Below are 17,644 nucleotides of genomic sequence, written 5' to 3'. Positions count from 1 at the left end.
GGAGGACGGAACGATGAATGAGTTCCTGAAAGATTGTTATCAAACGATAGGATGGGAAAAGGAGTCACTCGATTTCAGCACCCTGCCCGAATTTTTAAAAGCGCTCGCGTATCGGTTTCCGTTTGAAAATCGCGCGGTTTTGTCCAAAAAAGAATATGACGTCACGAAAGAAGGACTGTGGCGGCATATGGTGAAAGAGCCTCATGGCGGACTTTGTTATGACTTGAACGGACTGCTTTATTTCATACTGAAGGACGCCGGATTTGACGTCAAATTGATCCGCGGAACGGTTTGGAACAACGGATGGGAGCTGCCCGGCACACATGCGGCCGTGCTTCTTTCCGCCGAAGGAAATGAATATATCGCTGATACAGGCTTCGGCCTCAATCTCGCTATGCAGCCCGTTCCGCTGTCCGGCGCCGAGGCGGTATCTGCCGCCGGAGCGTTTCGTGTGAGAAAAGAACAAACGGAATTCGGGACACACGTGCTTGAAATGAACAAAGGGGACGGCTGGCAGACAGGTTACGCATTTTCACTTGAAGAAATCGGTGAAAAGGACCTCAAGGCCATGAAACAAACGATCTTTGAACATGAGCGGTCTCCATTCAATAAACGCCTGCTTGCTTCTAAGCGGACGCCGGAGGGGCACATGGTTCTGTCTGAACGCAATGTAACGATTCAAAAACACGATGGCCCGGCGGAAAAAAGTGAAATTGACCGATCAGAGTTTGAAGAAAAATTTATTACACACTTTATGTAAAGCTGAAAAAAACGGCCTCCCGCAGGGAAGCCGTTTTTTTCGTTATCTGATTTTTGTAAAGGTCTGATAATGGTCCGTTGTTTTGTAAATCAGCCAGTCGCTTGAGTAAAGAATCCGGTCTGAATTTCTGAAGCCTGATGTATAGTTAATATCCGCTTCACGCCATGTTCGTCCGCTTTTGCCCGGGAGTTTGCCTTCCCTGTTTGAGAAGATGTCTCCGCCGATGCTTTTCCCCGGAGCGACGTCTGCAAGGTTCCCTTTTGATGCCACCCAGCCGAGGGCTTGTGCTTCTGATTTTGTAATGTAATTATCAGGTAGCTTATGATATGTCTGAAGATAATCCGCAACCCCGTCAAACGTGTTGATAACCTGTGCTTCTGTGTGTGCCTTGTGAGAAGATGTTTCCGTTTTGGCAGCTGTTGAAAACAGCATCCCCGCCGCGGAGACAAGCACCAGTAAACAAACGGAAATCCACGATAATCGTTTTTTCAAAGCAATACCTCCCATTTTCATCATGTGAAGCTGATTCCTTTTCATTGTATCAGCAACGAAAGAAAGGAATAGAAAGAATTTAAAAATAGTACTTTTTATCTAGCGAAAAATAAACCCCGGCTGAACCAACCGGGATTTTTCTTCTTATTGAAATTCCTTAGTAAGGTTTTTCGGCGTTCTTCCGTATACGGCGTCAATCATGTTTTGAGCGGCTTGTGTGAACATATTCAAGCGGATTTTAGCCGTTGCTGACCCGATATGCGGAAGCAATGTGACGTTTTCCAGCTGTAAAAGCGGATTGTCTTCTGAGACCGGCTCTTTTTCAAACACATCTAAACCGGCGCCTTTTATCCAGCCCTCCTGCAATGCGCGGATGAGCGCTTTCTCATCAACCGTCTTTCCCCGGGAAATATTGACGAAAAATGCCGTATCTTTCATCAGTCTGAATTCCCGTTCTCCCATCATATGATACGTTTCGTCAGTAAGCGGCGTAATTAACAGCACAAAGTCTGACGTTTTCAGCAGTGTGTCTAAGTCGGCATATGTAACGCCAAGCTCTTTCTCAGCATCCGGTTTTCTGCTGCGGTTATAGTATAACACGTCCATATCAAAGCCGAATTTTGCCCGTTTGGCGGCTTGTTCACCGATTCTGCCCATGCCGATAATTCCTAACGTCTGATGGTGGACATCCATACCGAAAAGGGATTCTTCCTCAACAGTTCCCCATTTGCCGGCGCGGACGAATCGATCCAATTCGGCAACCCGTCTGGCGGAAGACAGGATTAATGAAAAAGCCAGATCAGCAACAGTGTCGTCCAAGGTGTATGGCGTATGCGTGCCGACGACCCCGCGTTTTTTCATTTCTTCTATATTAAAATTATCGTAGCCGACTGAATTATTGCTGACGACCTTCAGCTTCGGCGCGTGATCGAGTAAATCACTGTCAATCGCCGTTCCGGATGTCAGCAGGCCTTCAGCATCCTTCATTTTTTCGTACAGTTCTTCTTTTGAAATGGTATCTTCTTTCCAGATGTCATAGCGGCAATGTTCGCCTATCATTTGTTCGACTTCCGGCGGTATCGGTTTCGCGATGAATACATATGGTTTCAACGGGCTTCTCCTCCTTTGTCTTTCTTCTCTATTTTATTATAAAAGAGAAGCGGTAAAGTGAGAAATATTCAAACACATTTGAATAAATTTCTGGTTCTTTTGAACTTAAAATGAAAAGAGGAAAAGGTATTTCCCCCAAACCATAACAGAATCCGCCTATATTTCTGAAGGCAGAATGAGCGAAACGGCTGCTTTCAAAAGCTTTATAGGTTGGTATAAAGATAAATTTTATTATTTTTGAAAGATATAAATGAATATAATCTGAATTTACAGTTAAATTATCGTGTCTTTTTTTGAAAGCCTTTTCCACGCCTTTTTCTGTGCTATAATTCCTTACTGTAAGCTGGGTAAGAAGGCTTGCAATACAATCGGATGGGAGATGATTAGAAAAATGGTTTCTTTATCAAGCATTTTGGAGCACAACCAGCAGTTTGTCCAAGAAAGGAAATATGAGCCTTACCAAACGACAAAATTCCCGAAAAAAAAGCTTGTCATCGTATCCTGTATGGATACAAGGCTGACGGAGCTTCTGCCGCAGGCGATGGGACTCAGAAACGGTGATGCCAAAATCATAAAAAACGCGGGGGCCATTGTTTCTCACCCATTTGGAAGTGTCATGCGGAGTATTTTGGTTGCCGTTTATGAACTGGAAGCTGAGGAAGTCTGTATCGTAGGGCACCGCGAGTGCGGAATGTCGGGGTTAAATGCTTCCATATTAAATAAAGCAAAAGATCGCGGCGTGGAGGAGAAATGTCTCAGCCTTCTTGAGCATGCGGGAGTCGACTTGGAAACATGGCTGACCGGTTTTCACAGCGTTGAAGAAAGCGTGGCACACAGCGTGAATATGGTCAGGCATCATCCGCTCTTGCCTGAAGAGGTGCCTGTGCACGGGCTTGTGATCGATCCGGGGACGGGGACGCTGGATGTTGTCGTTGACGGTTATGAAACGGTCAAAGGGGGATGCAGCTGACGATGCAATTTTCCGGCAGATATCAGGGATACAATTTGCAGAAATTTCAGAAAGACTTGATCGCGGGAATTGTGGTTGGGATTGTAGCAATTCCTCTGGGAATGGCTTTTGCCATCGCCTCGGGGGTCGGTCCGGAATACGGGCTTTATACCGTTATTGTGGCCGGAATTCTGATTTCACTGTTGGGCGGCTCTAAGTATCAGATCGGGGGGCCCACGGGGGCGTTTGTTCCCATTTTATTTGCCATTGTGATGCAGTATGGTTTTGAGAATTTACTTGTAGCCGGTTTTATGGCAGGCGTGATGCTCGTCCTGTTCGGCGTATTTAAACTCGGGAAGATTATGAAATTCGTGCCGAAGCCGGTGATCGTCGGATTTACGGCCGGAATCGCGGTGCTGATCTTCTCGGAGCAGATTGCCCATTTTCTCGGTCTGCGCAATGTTCAAAAGCATGAAAGCTTTATCCTCAACATTGCGGAGATCGGCAAGAAGCTCGAAACCTTTAATTTGTACAGCATTTTCATCGCCGGTATCGCTTTGGCCATTTTGCTGTTATCAGCAAGGCTGATGCCGAAGATTCCCGGCGCGCTTGTGGCGCTGCTTGTATCTACAGCCGCGGCGGTTGTGTTTTTTCCTGACAGGATGGCGACAATCGGTTCTGCTTACGGAGAAATTCCGAGGTCGCTCCCGGCTTTGCAGCTTCCGGATTTCTCCATTGATAACATGATTATGATGTTTCCGTCGGCTCTGATCATTGCGCTTCTCGGCGGACTTGAGTCCATCTTATCAGCGATGGTCGCGGATAATATGAAAGGATCACGGCATGACAGCAATAGGGAGCTTGTCGGGCAGGGCATCGCCAATATGGCCGCGCCGCTTTTCGGCGGCATACCGGCAACGGGAGCGATTGCGCGGACCGCCACAAATATTAAAAACGGCGCAGTTTCTCCGATTTCCGGTATTGTCCACGGAGTCACCGTCCTTCTCGTCCTGCTCGTCTTCGCACCGCTTGCCGTTCATGTACCGCTGGCAAGCATGGCGCCGGTGTTGATGGTTGTGGCTTGGAACATGAGCGAGCGGAGGGAAGTCGCCAATATGATGCGGCTGAAAAACACTGATTCATTCGTGCTGGCGGTTACCTTTTTGCTGACGGTTCTGTTTGATTTAATCATCGGCGTTTCCGCCGGTCTCGTGCTCGCTTTTGTTTTCTTTATCAGGAAAATGAGCGAATCGACAAGCATCAAAACACCGCATGCCGCCGTCAAATCGGTGAAAAATGATTCATCCGTCAGCACATATTCCATTGAAGGGCCGCTGTTTTTCGGTTCCATTGATTCATTGGAATCGTCATTGCTGGAGAGGCTTCAGGAAAAGCCGAAGACGCTTATTCTGCTGATGAATAATGTGCATTACATGGATACCTCCGCAGAAGCGGTGCTGGGGAATGTGATGAATCGGATCAAACGCCATAACGGCAGATTGATGATCGTCGGATTGCAATCACAGCCGAGGGAGCTGATCCGTAAAACGGGGCTGTTCCATAAAATCGGAAAACAGCACTTCTTTGAACATCAGGACGAGATAACGGGATAAATTCAGGCGCGGCCTGTCCAAGAAAAAAACGGACAGGCCGTGTTTTTATTTGGTTTCAAAGCGTTTGATCAGTTTTTCCTGATGGGCTTTCATCGCCTCTTCTAAGGTGATCCCGTACTTATCGGCGAGGATGGCGAGGTTTCCGAGGACATCACCCATTTCTTCAATCAGCTCCTGCCTGCGTTCAGCCTGTGTCGCGTCCTTTTCATCCGGCCGGTCTCTCCCGATTTCATATGCTCTTACCGCCCGGGCGAGCTCACCCGCTTCTTCCATTAAAAAGCCGATTCTGATAAATGGCCCGTATTCCGTCCATCCTCTTTTTTCGTAAAAGTCTTTCATCCATTGTTCCGTTTCAGCCATCTGCATGTGAAACACTCCTTATGTCCTGTATGATTCTTATTGATATTATCATATAGAGATGGGACAATATATAGTGTGTTTTGATTTTTTGATGTACATATATAGATGCGGAGATGAAAAAATGAAAACCATTTGTGTATTTGCGGGGTCAAACCCGGGGGTAAATGAAGAGTACAAACGCAAAGCGGCCGAACTCGGTGAATATATGGCGGAGCAGGGAATCGGCCTTGTTTACGGCGGTTCACGGGTCGGTCTTATGGGAACCGTTGCCGATGCGTTAATGGCAGGCGGCGGAAAAGCTGTCGGTGTCATGCCGAGCGGACTGTTCAGCGGAGAGATTGTTCATCAGAATCTGACGGAGCTGATTGAAGTCAGCGGCATGCATGAGCGGAAAGCGAAAATGAGTGAGCTGGCTGACGGCTATATTGCCATGCCCGGCGGATTCGGAACATATGAAGAATTGTTTGAAGTGCTGTGCTGGACCCAGATCGGCATTCATCAAAAACCGATCGGACTTTATAATGTAAACGGCTATTTTGAACCGCTGATCAATATGGTCAAATACAGTATAAAAGAAGGCTTTTCCAATGAGTCTCATCTTCAATTGATTCATACATCATCACGTCCGGATGAGCTGATTGAACAGATGAATCAGTACACATACCCGATTTTAGATAAGAAATGGCGGGAAGTGTAAAGGGAGATTCTATAAGCAGTCATCAGGATCAATATGAATCTGCTCCCATTGGCCGGAGCTGTTTTTTCTCAGTTGTTTTGCTAACCTATCTGTATCATTCGTAAGCTGAAAATAGACAAAACGATAATGATGGCCGTCTGTTCCGTCAAAGTCAATTGTTTTGACATAACCATTCTGCCGGACAGGCCATCTTTTTTTAATAAGCTTGCACCATTTGCCGAATTTGATATCAAGGCTGCTTTCTGCATTGTGCTGCCACAAATGATAAGCGGCACACAAAAAATCTTCGCCATACCAAGTCATTCGTCCGATCTGAAATCGTCCATTATGTTTTTCCAGCTGGACAACGCCGTGATAATAAGCGAAAAACGTGACGTTTTGATTTGAACCTTGAATGGTTTCGATCTCAACGAAATATCGCAAGTCTTCAAGCCGGTTCAATTTAATCAGATGGGTCTGGCCAATACCTTCGAATGAGGCAAGAAAAGCTTTGTAGGAATGTTTCTTATGATAGGACGGGGTGAAAAAGGCATAGGCCAGCGGAAAGGGAATGTGTGCCTGGCCGACTGTACCGCATCCCCCGGCTTTTTCGCGCGTAAGATTTTCGGCTTCACGTAAAACACTAAAATAATGTAAGATCGTTTTGTCCGGAGCCAAAGAGAGGGATTGGGGCAGATGAATGCTTTTCACAGGCTTATCAATATAAGGATCAAAAAAGGAACTTTCAATTGCTGTGTTCAGGACAGGAAGACAAGAGGGCCTGAAATATGTTTCGGCATCAACTGCTCTGAAGGAAGATTGTTCGTAGCTTGCATCTAATCCATCCTGATCGGAAAGTTCTCCGCCCATAAAATACCTTTTCTTTCTGGGAAAAGACCGTCTTCTCCACTTCATTGCGCTCACGCCTTTCTTGATGATAAGACATATGTATGAGAATAAGATGAGAAAGAGACTGCGGATAGTTTTGAAAGAAGAACATCCATTTCCTCAGAGGAGATGGATGTTTTTTGCGGTTTGCATAGTGTATGCGTTTACAACTTTTGTTGCACGATTGTTTCTTCCGATATGATATCATCCTGCTCAATCGTTTGTTTTTTTGAACCGATTCCAAATATACCGACTGTCAGTGCACAAAGAAGCCAGCAGCCTGTAAAGAACAAGAAGACACTTAAAAATCCGTATCCCGAATACAGGAAACTGACGACAAAGGGACCGGCTACATTCGCAAGACGTCCCACGCCGTAAGTGAGGCCGTTTCCAGACGCCCTGGCTTCAACCGGATATAATTCCGGCGTATAGGCATATGCGATCGAACTGAAAGTACGTTCAAACATGTGCATGAGAAATCCGCATATGACAATGACCATCGGCAAAGGATTGATGCCGTAAAAGAATCCAAGCGCCATAATCATTAACGATAAAACAGAAATGGCCCATTTTCGTTCCACACGGTCTGAGATTTGCGACGCAATGAGAGCGCCCAGCGGGGCACCGATCGTACCGAGAGTGACGTATACGATAGACTCATCCATTGATACGCCTTCTTTTACCAAAAGGGTCGGAACCCACGTGCCGAAGCCTTGAATTGCAATCGTGGAAGCTGCCCACATCGTCATCAAAACAAAAGTCCTTCCTGCTAAAGGCTTTTGAAATAGCGTCCGATATGGAACGGATTTTACAGGGGTTTGTCGGCCTTTTAGAGCCGGAGCTGGTTCAGGCAGTTCACCTTTTTCTTTTTCAGCCTTTGCCTCAAGCTCAAGCAGAATACGGTGTGCTTGTTCGCTTTTTCCTTTCGTATCCAGCCATTTCGGGGATTCATCCAGTTTTTTGGCGATCAGCGGAAAGAAAATACCGATTGCTCCGAAAAGAAAGATAAACCGCCAGCCATAAGGGGCGGCCGGCACGACCATTTTAGCCACCCAGCCGGCGGCAGGAATTCCGCATATGCCGATTGTAATACAGATGGCCTGGTATTTCCCCTTAGTTGCGGATGGGAAAAATTCGCTGATATACGTACTTGCCACAATCGTCGTGGCGCCGATGCCTAAACTCGTAAGAAATCTAAAAACACCGAGTATTTCAGGGCTCCAAGCCAGAGAAGAGAGGAGGGAGAAGGAAGAGAAAAAGGTGACAACCAGGATTAAGCCTTTTTTCCTTCCGAACCGGTCTGAAAACCATCCTCCGGCAGAGGCACCGATAAACATTCCGAAATAGGAGACAGACGTGATAAAAGCGATGGTATGAGTGGATATATTCCACTCCTTTAAAAGTGAAGGCGCCGCATATGAAAACGTATTTAAATCGATAAAATCAAAAAAGTAAGCGAATGAAAGGATAACGAGCACCGCTTGATGAGCTCTTGAAAAAGGCAGTCTGTTTAATCGATTAGACGCGTTTACATTGATCATCTCGTATTCCTCCGTTTATCTTTGACTTGTCTGAAGGCTTGTATTAACCAATGTGATTCAGCGTATTCATGTTGTAACTTTGCTTTGTAAACACATAGCCTTCAGAGATTTTTCTTGCTGTGCGTACTACTTTAATCGTTGTTCCAGCCGGATCAGCAACTGCTTCGGTTTTTAAAATGCCGCTTGGATGCCCTAAGCGGATCGTTTTGCCGGAGAATGAAAATTCAGATAATAATGTATCTTGCAATAGCATGCCGGCGGTCGTACATACCGCCCCTGTAATGGCTAAAGCTTGATGCGGTTTTTGCATGGACATCATACGAATGACAAGGTCCATCTCTTGAGCATGTCTCTTTATCCCTTTTGTATCAATATAATCCGCTGGAGATGAGATTAAAGTTAGTTTTGGCACGGCGGGTGATTTTGCCGCAGCCTCATGTCTTGAAGCGAATCTGCATTTCTCTGCTGCAATCGATCGGATCACTTCAAGTTTTTCAAGTATATCCGGTGTATATTCGTCCGGAAGTTCTATGCCGGTAAGCCCCGCGTCCTCTGCTTTTACAAAGACAAGCGGATTGGCGTAATCGATAATCGATACCGCGATATTTCCATACGGTGTATCGAGAACATCAATAGGCTGACCAGTCGGAAACAGCTTTCCGGTCACCGCTCCTTCAGCCTGGTGAAATGAAAGATAAATAGGAGAAGCTGTGCCCGGAACCCCCGGAATCGAGCAGTTCCCCTGGTAATGAAATGTTCCATTCTTGACTTCAACTTCTGCTATGAACACTTTTTGTGTGTTTGTGTTTAAAATTCTGACTTTTGTAACTGGCTCTTTCGCTTGAACGAGCCCTTGCTCAATAGCATAAGGGCCTACGGCAGAAGAAATATTTCCGCAATTGCCTTTGAAGTCGGTAAATTTGTCAGTCAAGCTGACCTGAGCAAACGTATACTCAACATCTGCGTCCTTTCTGGCGGATTTATTAATAATGGCTGCCTTGCTTGTGAGAGAATGGCCGCCGCCGAGACCGTCAATTTGTCTCTCGTCAGGGCTCCCCATAATGTCTAAAAGAAAATCACTCCATAGGTTTGTATCGTTTGGCATGTCTTTTTGATGAATAAAAACGCCTTTGCTGGTGCCGCCTCTCATGACGGTTACAGGAACTTTTTCCATGCTGTCTCATCCTTACATCATTTTGTGTGGAAAAAAGGTACCGGTCCCTTGGGAAATATCGTATGATAAATGAGGATTATAAGTAAAACATATAATTTTTATAAAGTTGAATAAAAAACTTTTATAATAGGAGAAAATTCTATAGCAGAAAAATATTTGAGGGGATTTCATATGGATGAAAAGGATTGGGTTGTACTCATAACATTATTCGAAGAAAAAAATATGACAAAGGCAGCAGAGCGGTTATATATGACGCAGCCGGCGTTAAGTTATCGTCTCAAAAACTTGGAAGCGCAATTCGGAGTGCGCCTTTTTTATAAAAGAAAAAAAGGGATGGAATTCACTTCAGAAGGTGAATATCTCGTTGAATATGCGAAAGAGATGCTGCGGGAATTCAGAAAAATGAAGGATGATATCCTCAATATGAGCCATGAAGTCAGCGGGGTTCTCAGATTAGGAGTCTCGAGCAATTTTGCTCAGTATAAGCTCCCGGCGATTCTGAAACGGTTTTCTGATCAGTATCCGTCTGTTCAATTCCACGTCAATACGGGATGGAGTGCAAAGGTTATGGATCTGCTTCATCATTCCGGTGTACACCTTGGGATTATGAGGGGAAATTATGATTGGCAAGGGGAAAAACAACTGTTAAATGAAGAGAGGCTGTACCTTATTTCGAAAACTGAAATCAACAGTGAGGACCTTCCCAAATTGCCGATGATTTATTATCAAACAGATGCTTCTTTGAAAAGTTTGATTCAAAAATGGTGGAATAATCAATTTTCCGAGCCGCCTTTCATTGCAATGGAGGTAGACAGGCAGGAAACCTGTAAAGAGATGGTGAAAAACGGCCTCGGTTATTCTGTTGTGCCGGAAATCTGTCTTCAGCCTTCTGATGAATTATACACCTTGGCGCTTTCCTATAAAAATAACGAGCCTGTGATACGCGATACGTGGCTCATGTATGATTCTTCAGTGTTAGAATTGTCTGTCGTAAAAGCATTCATTACTTTTTTGAATGAAGAGAAAGCATAAAAAAAACCTGCAAGAGGTTGAGTCTCTCTTGCAGGCGGGATATTACTTCTGGTCTTCCGTATTGCGTGTCAGCACTTTATCGATTAAGCCGTATTCTAAAGCTTCATCAGCTGATTTGAAGTTGTCGCGGTCCGTGTCGCGCTCGATCACTTCAAGCGGCTGGCCGGTACGTTCAGCAAGCACTTTGTTTAATTTATCGCGAAGCAAGAGAATGCGTTTAGCAGCGATTTCAATTTCAGTCGCCTGTCCTTGCGCTCCGCCAAGCGGCTGGTGAATCATGACTTCACTGTTAGGAAGCGCGTAACGTTTGCCTTTTTCTCCGGCAGCAAGTAAGAATGCTCCCATAGAAGCGGCCATACCGATGCAGATCGTGGATACTTTCGGTTTAATGAACTGCATTGTATCATAGATTGCCATACCGGCAGTGATTGATCCGCCAGGGCTGTTAATGTAAATGGAAATATCTTTTTCAGGGTCTTCCGCTTCAAGGAATAAAAGCTGTGACACGATGGAGTTTGCAACGTTGTCATCAATCGCAGATCCAAGCATGATAATACGGTCCTTCAAAAGACGGGAGTAAATGTCATAAGCTCTTTCTCCGCGGTTCGTTTGTTCAATGACTGTAGGTATTAAATTCATAATGCTCCTCCTTCACCTTTTAGGTAAGTATGTATTTACATGATACATTTTTGGTCAATAAAGGTCAAACAAAACGCTGACCAAAATGCCAACCTTTTCTTCTAAAACCATTTTTCCCAGAAAACAAAAAGTTCAAACAGCAAAGTGAAAATGGAAGTGATCAATGGTCAATAGGCTGCTGTATGCCGAGCTGCCCTATACCGCGCCCCCGGAGCTTGAGAAAATTATATGGCCGGGGCATTCGAAATAGACCGCAGACGCGTCAGCACCGCACCTGATTAAGTTGTCCGTCCTTCCAAAAGCCGTACCGGCAAATACGTTTCCGGCGGAATATCATCAAATTCGCCTTCAATTTCTTTAGCTAAAATCTCGATGGCTGTTTTGGAAATCAATTCGATCGGCTGCTGGATGGTTGTCAATTCCGGCAGAATTGATTGAACGGTCTCGGTGCCGTCATAACCGATCACTTTTAATTGATTGGGGATGTCTTTTCCCCGTTTTTTAGCCTCGGTCATAACTGCGGCTGCCATGATATCATCGCTGGCAAAAATTCCATCGGTGTCAGGCTGTTCATCAAATAATGTTGAAATGATGTCATGGTAATCTTGATAAAAGGGCACTTCGTATGTAATGGGCTGCCGTCCGTGTTTATGCATGACATCTTCGTATGCTTTTCTTCTGAGGTTTGCCGGTGTAGTGAGTTCAATCGGACCGTTGATATGGACGATGTGCCGGCACTCTTTTTCGATCAGCAGTTCCGCCGCTTTTTTTCCGCCGTCATAATTGTCTGAGCCGACGACGGGAATCGAGTCCGATAAGTAATGGTCAATGGCGACAATCGGCAGATTTTGCTTGTGGTAATTGAGAATTCCCCGGTTATAAGTCACGGCGATGACGCCGTCCACTTGGTTTCTAATCAGCATTTCCAAATATTTTTCTTCTTTGTCTTTCCGATGTAAACTGTTGCAAAGCAGCAGTTTGTAGCCCATGGACGTACAAATGCTTTCAATATGAAAGGCGAGTTCGCCGAAAAACGGGTTGCTGGAGTTCGGAATGATAAGCCCTATTAAATTGGTTCGTTTTCGGAATAAGGAGCGGGCCAGATCGTTTGGAAAGTAATTGATTTCTTCCATCGCCCTGTACACTTTTTCTTTTGTTTTTTCGCTGATATAGCCGCGGTTATTTAATACCCGCGAAACGGTTGTAGAGGAAACTCCCGCTATTTTTGCAACATCATGAATGTTAGGCTTCATTCCCTTGCCCTCCTGCTTTACTGAAATGGCTTACAATTCTCGTCACGCACTATTTTAGAGAATCGGGCTGACATGTGCAAGGAAACTCCATGTGTCTGTTTTCATGTGAGCAGGATTAGTTTTAATAATCAGAAAAATATATGTCAACCGATTGACATATGAAACCGGTTGACATACAATTCTTTTTGAAAGTGCTTTACAAAAAAGGATATTGCTGCCGCAAAAGTGAAAGGGGCGAACAGCGGCAAAAAAGAAAGCGCTTACCAAACACTCGCATGAATCTGCTGAAAAAGAAGTAGGAAGTACGTGGCTCAGCAAGCAGTTCGGGAACGGAGATTAAGAAATATCCATGTCCGATCAAAGGAGCGGTGAACATGAAAAGCGCAAAAAGTCTGTATTGGCAACTGAGTGCTTATTTTTTCTTTTTCTTTTTTACTTGGTCTTCCAGCTATTCTTTATTTGCGATTTGGTTAGGGCAAGAAATCAATTTAAACGGATCAGCGACAGGCATTATCTTTTCTGTAAATGCCGTATTTGCCCTGTGCATGCAGCCTCTTTACGGTTTTATCTCTGACAAATTGGGGCTGAAGAAAAAGATATTGTTTATGATCAGCTTTCTTCTCCTATTTACAGGTCCGTTTTATATTTTCATCTATGGACCGCTCCTGCAGTACAACGTCTTCCTTGGCGCGGCTGTCGGAGGCTTGTATTTGGGTGCCGCTTTTTTAGCGGGGATAGGCGCGATTGAAACTTACATTGAAAAGGTCAGCCGGAAATATCAATTCGAGTATGGAAAATCAAGAATGTGGGGCTCGCTGGGCTGGGCGGCCGCTGCATTTTTTGCAGGGCAGCTTTTCAATATCAATCCCAATATCAACTTCTGGATTGCGTCTGTATCAGCCGTCATTTTAACGGCCATTATCATGTCTGTGAAAATCGAAATGACCGACCATGAGAAAAACAGAGCGGATTCGGTCCGGTTAAAAGATGTGGGTCGTCTCTTTTTAATAAAGGATTTTTGGTTTTTTATGATGTACATTATCGGCGTGACCTGCATTTACGGCGTATATGATCAGCAGTTCCCGATCTACTATGCGTCTTTATTTCCTTCAGTGGCGATAGGCAACCAAGTATTCGGCTATCTTAATTCGTTCCAGGTATTTTTGGAGGCCGGCATGATGTTTCTTGCGCCTTTTATCGTCAATAAGTTCGGAGCGAAAAACAGTTTGATTTTAGCGGGGTTTTTAATGGCTTTCCGCATCGTCGGGTCCGGAATTGCAGTTGAGCCAGTAGGAATTTCATCAATGAAACTCATCCACGCACTGGAACTGCCGATTATGCTGATCGCCGTTTTTAAATATTTGGCGGCCAATTTTGATACGCGTCTGTCGTCCGTCCTTTATCTCGTCGGTTTCCAATTCGCATCTCAGGCAGGCGCGTCGATTCTGTCGCCGCTGGCGGGAGGATTATATGACAGTGCGGGGTTCCGGCAAACCTATCTCATCATGGGAATCGTCGTCTTTGGTTTTACCGTCATCTCCATATTTACTTTATTGGGCCCGAAACAAAACAGCAGGCGCGTGCAGCATTTACAAAAAATCGGATAGAGAGGATGTCGCAAATGGATAGAATTCAGCAGGCGGAAGAAGCCTTGAAGAAAGCCGAGGGTAAAGTGAAACAAAGATATCGGCTGGGGTACCATATTATGCCCCGGGCGAATTGGATCAATGATCCGAACGGACTTATTCAGTTTAAGGGAGAATACCACGTTTTTTTTCAGCATCATCCGTTTGATGAGAACTGGGGGCCGATGCATTGGGGGCATGTAAAGAGTAAAGACCTCATTCATTGGGAGCACTTGCCGATTGCCTTAGCGCCGGGCGACGCATTTGATCAAAGCGGCTGTTTTTCGGGAAGCGCGGTCGATGATCGTGGAAGACTTGTCTTAATCTATACCGGGCATAACATGATTGACCCCGAGAAAGACCTTTTCTATCAAACTCAAAATATCGCTGTCAGCCAAGATGGTGCAGTGTTTGAAAAGCTTCAAGATAACCCTGTTATTGCGGAACCGCCGGAAGACAGCTCCCGCCATTTTCGCGACCCGAAAGTGTGGAAGCATCGCGGAGACTGGTATATGGTAGTCGGCAATTCCACAAAAGAAAACGTCGGGCGGGTCATTTTATACCGTTCATCTGATTTGCGTAATTGGGAATACGCAGGTGTTCTCGCCCAAAGTGACGGTCATCTCGGCTATATGTGGGAATGTCCTGATTTCTTTGAATTAGGCGGCAAACATGTCCTGCTAATTTCGCCACAGGGTATTGAAGCCGACGGTGATTCCTATAAAAATTTACATCAAACCGGTTATTTAATTGGTGACTATAATGATGAAACAAATAAATTTACACACGGCGCTTTTAAAGAACTGGATCACGGCCATGACTTTTACGCCGTTCAAACATTACTGGATGATAAAGGACGCAGAATTGCCGTCGGCTGGATGGATATGTGGGAATCCGAGATGCCGACAAAAGCGGACGGATGGTGCGGTGCTTTGACACTGCCGCGGGAACTGACATTGCGTGATGATCATAAACTTTTGATGAATCCCGTGGAAGAAACCAAGCAGCTGCGAAAAATGAAATATCGGGAATGTGCCGGCCGGTCCGTTTCAGGCAGTTACTCGGCAAAGACATCCGAAGAGCTGCTGGAAGTCCAAGTCGTGTATGATGTAAACGATTGCGATGCCGAAACGGCAGGTATTAAAATTCGCGGCCTTGATGAAGAGGAACTTGTGCTTAAGTACAATCTAACGGATAAAAAATTGACACTTGATTGCACCAAGATGGGGAAAGCGAAAGACGGTGTGAGAAGAGTGCGGATGGATGCAAGCGGCAAGCTGGCGCTGCGAATATTTATTGACAGGTCTTCGATTGAAGTATTCGCCAATCATGGAGAAGCAACGATGACAAGCCGTATCTATCCGAAAGAGGGCAGATTGGGGCTTGAGCTGTTTTCTGAGAAAGGCGCTGTAAAGGTTGAGGAATTCACCTATTGGACGTTAAAAGACATTTGGAAAAAAAGCTGAAACATTGCAGCGTTTCGGCGGCGTGTCTGCTCGCAAACCAATAGCCGTTATATGATGCGGGATTATGCTGCATGAGAACGCTGCATAATCCTGTCACGATACGCCGTAAATCACGTTTCATTGAAAAAGTATTGCTTTCTGCACGTTTCTTTATTATAATATAAAGGTATCTGATTGAAATAACGTGCGCTCGTAGCTCAGTTGGATAGAGCGGTGGTTTCCGGTACCACGTCTGTCGGGGGTTCGAATCCCTCCGAGCGCGTAACAGTTAAAAACCTCGCAGATGAATCAATCTGTGAGGTTTTTTTGTTTACCTTGTTTTGAAGCTGTTAATGAATGTGTCTCTGTTATTTTCAGCTCCGGCAATCAGCTGCGCACTTTCACTGATCCGCTGTGCGAGAGCTTTTTGCGCCTTGCCTTCGAAGCTGTTCAATAGGGCTGAATAAACTTCAGTTAATTCATCTTTCAATGTGTTTAAATCGAATTTTGGCTGAAGCGTTCGGCGCACTGTTTCCAGTTTTGTCCCCGCTGCCTGCGTCATGGCGGTTTTCAGCATCTGCCGCTGCAGCATTTTCCTCATGGGATCATCTTTTTGTTCCAGAAGCTTGTCTAATGTCGTCATAAAAATCATCTCCTATAAACGTAACCAGTTTGCCAGCATGTGATCTTTTTCTTTAAAGTCATCCGCTATTGTATGTAAGAATCCGCCGATCTCTTCAAGGTCCGTGATCGCCGTCTGCAAAGAATCAATAAACGCCTGCTCAGCCTGAGTGTCATAAAAAATCGGGCCTTTATCGTAGGATTGCGCAATATCTTCTATTGTATTGGTCACATCCTGTGCCTGAAGCTGATCAAACAAGCCGTGTCCGACTTGGCCGTAAAATTCCGTTTTCAGCTCGGCGATTTTTTCATCGTGCTCCTGATAGGCGTTCTGCGCTTCTTTTTTCATTGTCCGCAAATCCTCGGTCATGGCCTGCACCTTTTCAGCCAGCTTTTTGGCGATCGCGGGCGTTACTTTAATCGCGTCTCCGCTTCCGATCGCACCGGCCGGGAGGAGAGCTCCGAGGTTTTTATCGAAGACTAATTCATCTCCGTTCGGATTTGCGATGTTTCCGTTTCGGTCAAACATAAAATTTGCTTCATTTAAGCCGTGTGTATCCGGATTTCTCAGAATGACGGTAGTGAAGAAATAAGCGAGATTCTTGCCGATCTGCTCGCTCAAGCTCCCATCAAGCCGCAGCTTTCGGCTGAACTGTGAGAGTGAGGGGTTTTTCGTATAAATCGTTGTCCCGTTATGCCGGTCATATTCGTTCCAATAACCTGCCCCGACCATGTCGTCCGGATTGATGATTGATCGTATGTAAGGATCGTATAAGCCGCTGTTGATGTCTTTCTGTGTTTCTTTATCATGCAGTTTTACGACAGAAGGACTGTTAAAAGCGACTGCGTAAATATCATTGTTGACCGCACTGTATTCCGCTTCTGCGCCTCCCAGTGAATGGCCGGTTGTTGAAACGATTGTTGATGTTCCGTATTTGCGTTTGACTTGTTTCACGAGCTGATCTGCCTGATCAATTTGCGATGTTTTCGTCAGCAGCTTATAGTTTCCCGTTGTAAGCATGGCGTCTTGAGTAGGTGTTCCATTATATTTTCCGAGTGTTTTAGATGTGTCTTTGGCGCCTTTTTTAACAATATAATGGGCTTCTTTTTTCGGATCATTTCCGAAAACAATGTTCCCGCCGTCTGCTTTTACGCCGTCATTGATCGGATCTTTTCCGATATCGGTTCCCGCAAAGGCGATGACGACGTTTTCGGGGTTATCAGACTTCGCCCACTTGCCGTCTTTTGTCTTTACACCTTTTGAGAATACAAAGGCATCAAGACCCGTATCAGAATCCTGCTCAACTTTCTCAATGTACCAATATGACGTCTTACTGATTTTATAGGGGGTTTTATATTTCATGTGCAGGGCTAACATTTTATAGTGGTAGGCCGCCTGACTCAAACGGTAATATTCTTTATCTGTAACATTTGAGACGGTTATTTCTTTTCCTTTTGGCATATAT

At 45.2% G+C, this 17,644-nt stretch carries 17 protein-coding genes and 1 tRNA gene; 8 read left to right on the top strand and 10 right to left on the bottom strand.

The window, feature by feature from the left end:
- Positions 1-13 precede the first annotated feature (13 nt).
- Entirely contained in the window at positions 14-760 is a 747-nt protein-coding gene (locus MHH91_RS17630) for an arylamine N-acetyltransferase family protein (protein WP_013353723.1), read from the top strand.
- Positions 761-802: 42 nt separating this feature from the next.
- On the opposite strand, the gene MHH91_RS17625 is transcribed toward MHH91_RS17630, so the two are convergent.
- Together MHH91_RS17625 and MHH91_RS17620 are read right to left on the bottom strand one after the other, a co-directional pair.
- Positions 803-1,192, bottom strand: coding sequence for a ribonuclease (locus MHH91_RS17625; RefSeq protein ID WP_232469747.1), 390 nt, complete (start codon positions 1,190-1,192; stop codon positions 803-805).
- 204 nt (positions 1,193-1,396) lie between these two features.
- The gene (locus MHH91_RS17620) at positions 1,397-2,362 is read right to left on the bottom strand and encodes a 2-hydroxyacid dehydrogenase (RefSeq protein WP_013353721.1); all 966 of its coding nucleotides are present in this window, start codon (positions 2,360-2,362) and stop codon (positions 1,397-1,399) included.
- Between the two features lie 382 nt (positions 2,363-2,744).
- Here MHH91_RS17620 and MHH91_RS17615 point away from each other — a divergent pair, with 382 nt between their 5' ends.
- Both MHH91_RS17615 and MHH91_RS17610 read left to right on the top strand, forming a co-directional pair.
- On the top strand, positions 2,745-3,332 hold the full coding sequence (locus tag MHH91_RS17615) for a beta-class carbonic anhydrase (RefSeq protein ID WP_340978730.1): 588 nt from the start codon (positions 2,745-2,747) through the stop codon (positions 3,330-3,332).
- Between the two features lie 2 nt (positions 3,333-3,334).
- Positions 3,335-4,924 (top strand): SulP family inorganic anion transporter, encoded by a 1,590-nt coding sequence (locus MHH91_RS17610; protein ID WP_013353718.1) that lies wholly within the window; start codon positions 3,335-3,337, stop codon positions 4,922-4,924.
- Between the two features lie 45 nt (positions 4,925-4,969).
- On the opposite strand, the gene MHH91_RS17605 is transcribed toward MHH91_RS17610, so the two are convergent.
- On the bottom strand, positions 4,970-5,290 hold the full coding sequence (locus MHH91_RS17605; protein WP_013353717.1) for a MazG nucleotide pyrophosphohydrolase domain-containing protein: 321 nt from the start codon (positions 5,288-5,290) through the stop codon (positions 4,970-4,972).
- A 115-nt stretch (positions 5,291-5,405) separates the two neighbouring features.
- Between MHH91_RS17605 and MHH91_RS17600 the strand changes: the two genes are divergently transcribed.
- Positions 5,406-5,981: a TIGR00730 family Rossman fold protein gene (locus MHH91_RS17600; protein WP_013353716.1), complete on the top strand. Its 576-nt coding sequence runs from the start codon at positions 5,406-5,408 to the stop codon at positions 5,979-5,981.
- 9 nt (positions 5,982-5,990) lie between these two features.
- On the opposite strand, the gene MHH91_RS17595 is transcribed toward MHH91_RS17600, so the two are convergent.
- From MHH91_RS17595 to MHH91_RS17585, 3 genes are all read right to left on the bottom strand, one after another.
- The gene (locus MHH91_RS17595; RefSeq protein WP_014471069.1) at positions 5,991-6,830 is read right to left on the bottom strand and encodes a hypothetical protein; all 840 of its coding nucleotides are present in this window, start codon (positions 6,828-6,830) and stop codon (positions 5,991-5,993) included.
- 182 nt (positions 6,831-7,012) lie between these two features.
- Positions 7,013-8,389, bottom strand: a complete 1,377-nt coding sequence (locus MHH91_RS17590; protein WP_013353714.1) for an MFS transporter — start codon at positions 8,387-8,389, stop codon at positions 7,013-7,015.
- A 43-nt stretch (positions 8,390-8,432) separates the two neighbouring features.
- A complete protein-coding gene (locus MHH91_RS17585; RefSeq protein ID WP_013353713.1) occupies positions 8,433-9,563 on the bottom strand; it encodes a 2-methylaconitate cis-trans isomerase PrpF family protein in 1,131 nt (376 codons plus the stop codon).
- 171 nt (positions 9,564-9,734) lie between these two features.
- Here MHH91_RS17585 and MHH91_RS17580 point away from each other — a divergent pair, with 171 nt between their 5' ends.
- Positions 9,735-10,595, top strand: coding sequence for a LysR family transcriptional regulator (locus MHH91_RS17580; protein WP_013353712.1), 861 nt, complete (start codon positions 9,735-9,737; stop codon positions 10,593-10,595).
- 42 nt (positions 10,596-10,637) lie between these two features.
- Here MHH91_RS17580 and clpP read toward each other — a convergent pair whose 3' ends face one another.
- Entirely contained in the window at positions 10,638-11,234 is a 597-nt protein-coding gene (clpP, locus tag MHH91_RS17575; protein WP_003151513.1) for an ATP-dependent Clp endopeptidase proteolytic subunit ClpP, read from the bottom strand.
- A gap of 278 nt (positions 11,235-11,512) precedes the next feature.
- The gene (locus MHH91_RS17570) at positions 11,513-12,487 is read right to left on the bottom strand and encodes a LacI family DNA-binding transcriptional regulator (RefSeq protein ID WP_014471068.1); all 975 of its coding nucleotides are present in this window, start codon (positions 12,485-12,487) and stop codon (positions 11,513-11,515) included.
- A gap of 374 nt (positions 12,488-12,861) precedes the next feature.
- Here MHH91_RS17570 and MHH91_RS17565 point away from each other — a divergent pair, with 374 nt between their 5' ends.
- The 3 genes from MHH91_RS17565 (at position 12,862) to MHH91_RS17555 (ending at position 15,840) form a co-directional block, all read left to right on the top strand.
- Positions 12,862-14,094: an MFS transporter gene (locus MHH91_RS17565; RefSeq protein WP_013353710.1), complete on the top strand. Its 1,233-nt coding sequence runs from the start codon at positions 12,862-12,864 to the stop codon at positions 14,092-14,094.
- 14 nt (positions 14,095-14,108) lie between these two features.
- The gene (locus MHH91_RS17560) at positions 14,109-15,578 is read left to right on the top strand and encodes a glycoside hydrolase family 32 protein (RefSeq protein ID WP_014472286.1); all 1,470 of its coding nucleotides are present in this window, start codon (positions 14,109-14,111) and stop codon (positions 15,576-15,578) included.
- Positions 15,579-15,764: 186 nt separating this feature from the next.
- Positions 15,765-15,840: transfer RNA gene (locus tag MHH91_RS17555), tRNA-Arg, on the top strand.
- Positions 15,841-15,888: 48 nt separating this feature from the next.
- Here the strand turns inward: MHH91_RS17555 and MHH91_RS17550 are convergent.
- Both MHH91_RS17550 and MHH91_RS17545 read right to left on the bottom strand, forming a co-directional pair.
- Positions 15,889-16,200: a hypothetical protein gene (locus MHH91_RS17550; protein ID WP_013353708.1), complete on the bottom strand. Its 312-nt coding sequence runs from the start codon at positions 16,198-16,200 to the stop codon at positions 15,889-15,891.
- A gap of 12 nt (positions 16,201-16,212) precedes the next feature.
- Complete coding sequence (locus tag MHH91_RS17545; protein WP_013353707.1) at positions 16,213-17,640, bottom strand: lipase; 1,428 nt, start codon at positions 17,638-17,640, stop codon at positions 16,213-16,215.
- Positions 17,641-17,644: the final 4 nt, after the last annotated feature.

It is taken from the genome of Bacillus sp. FSL K6-2819 (assembly GCF_038008305.1).
GTDB lineage: Bacteria > Bacillota > Bacilli > Bacillales > Bacillaceae > Bacillus > Bacillus amyloliquefaciens.
This window is presented reverse-complemented; position numbering and strand designations above follow the sequence as displayed.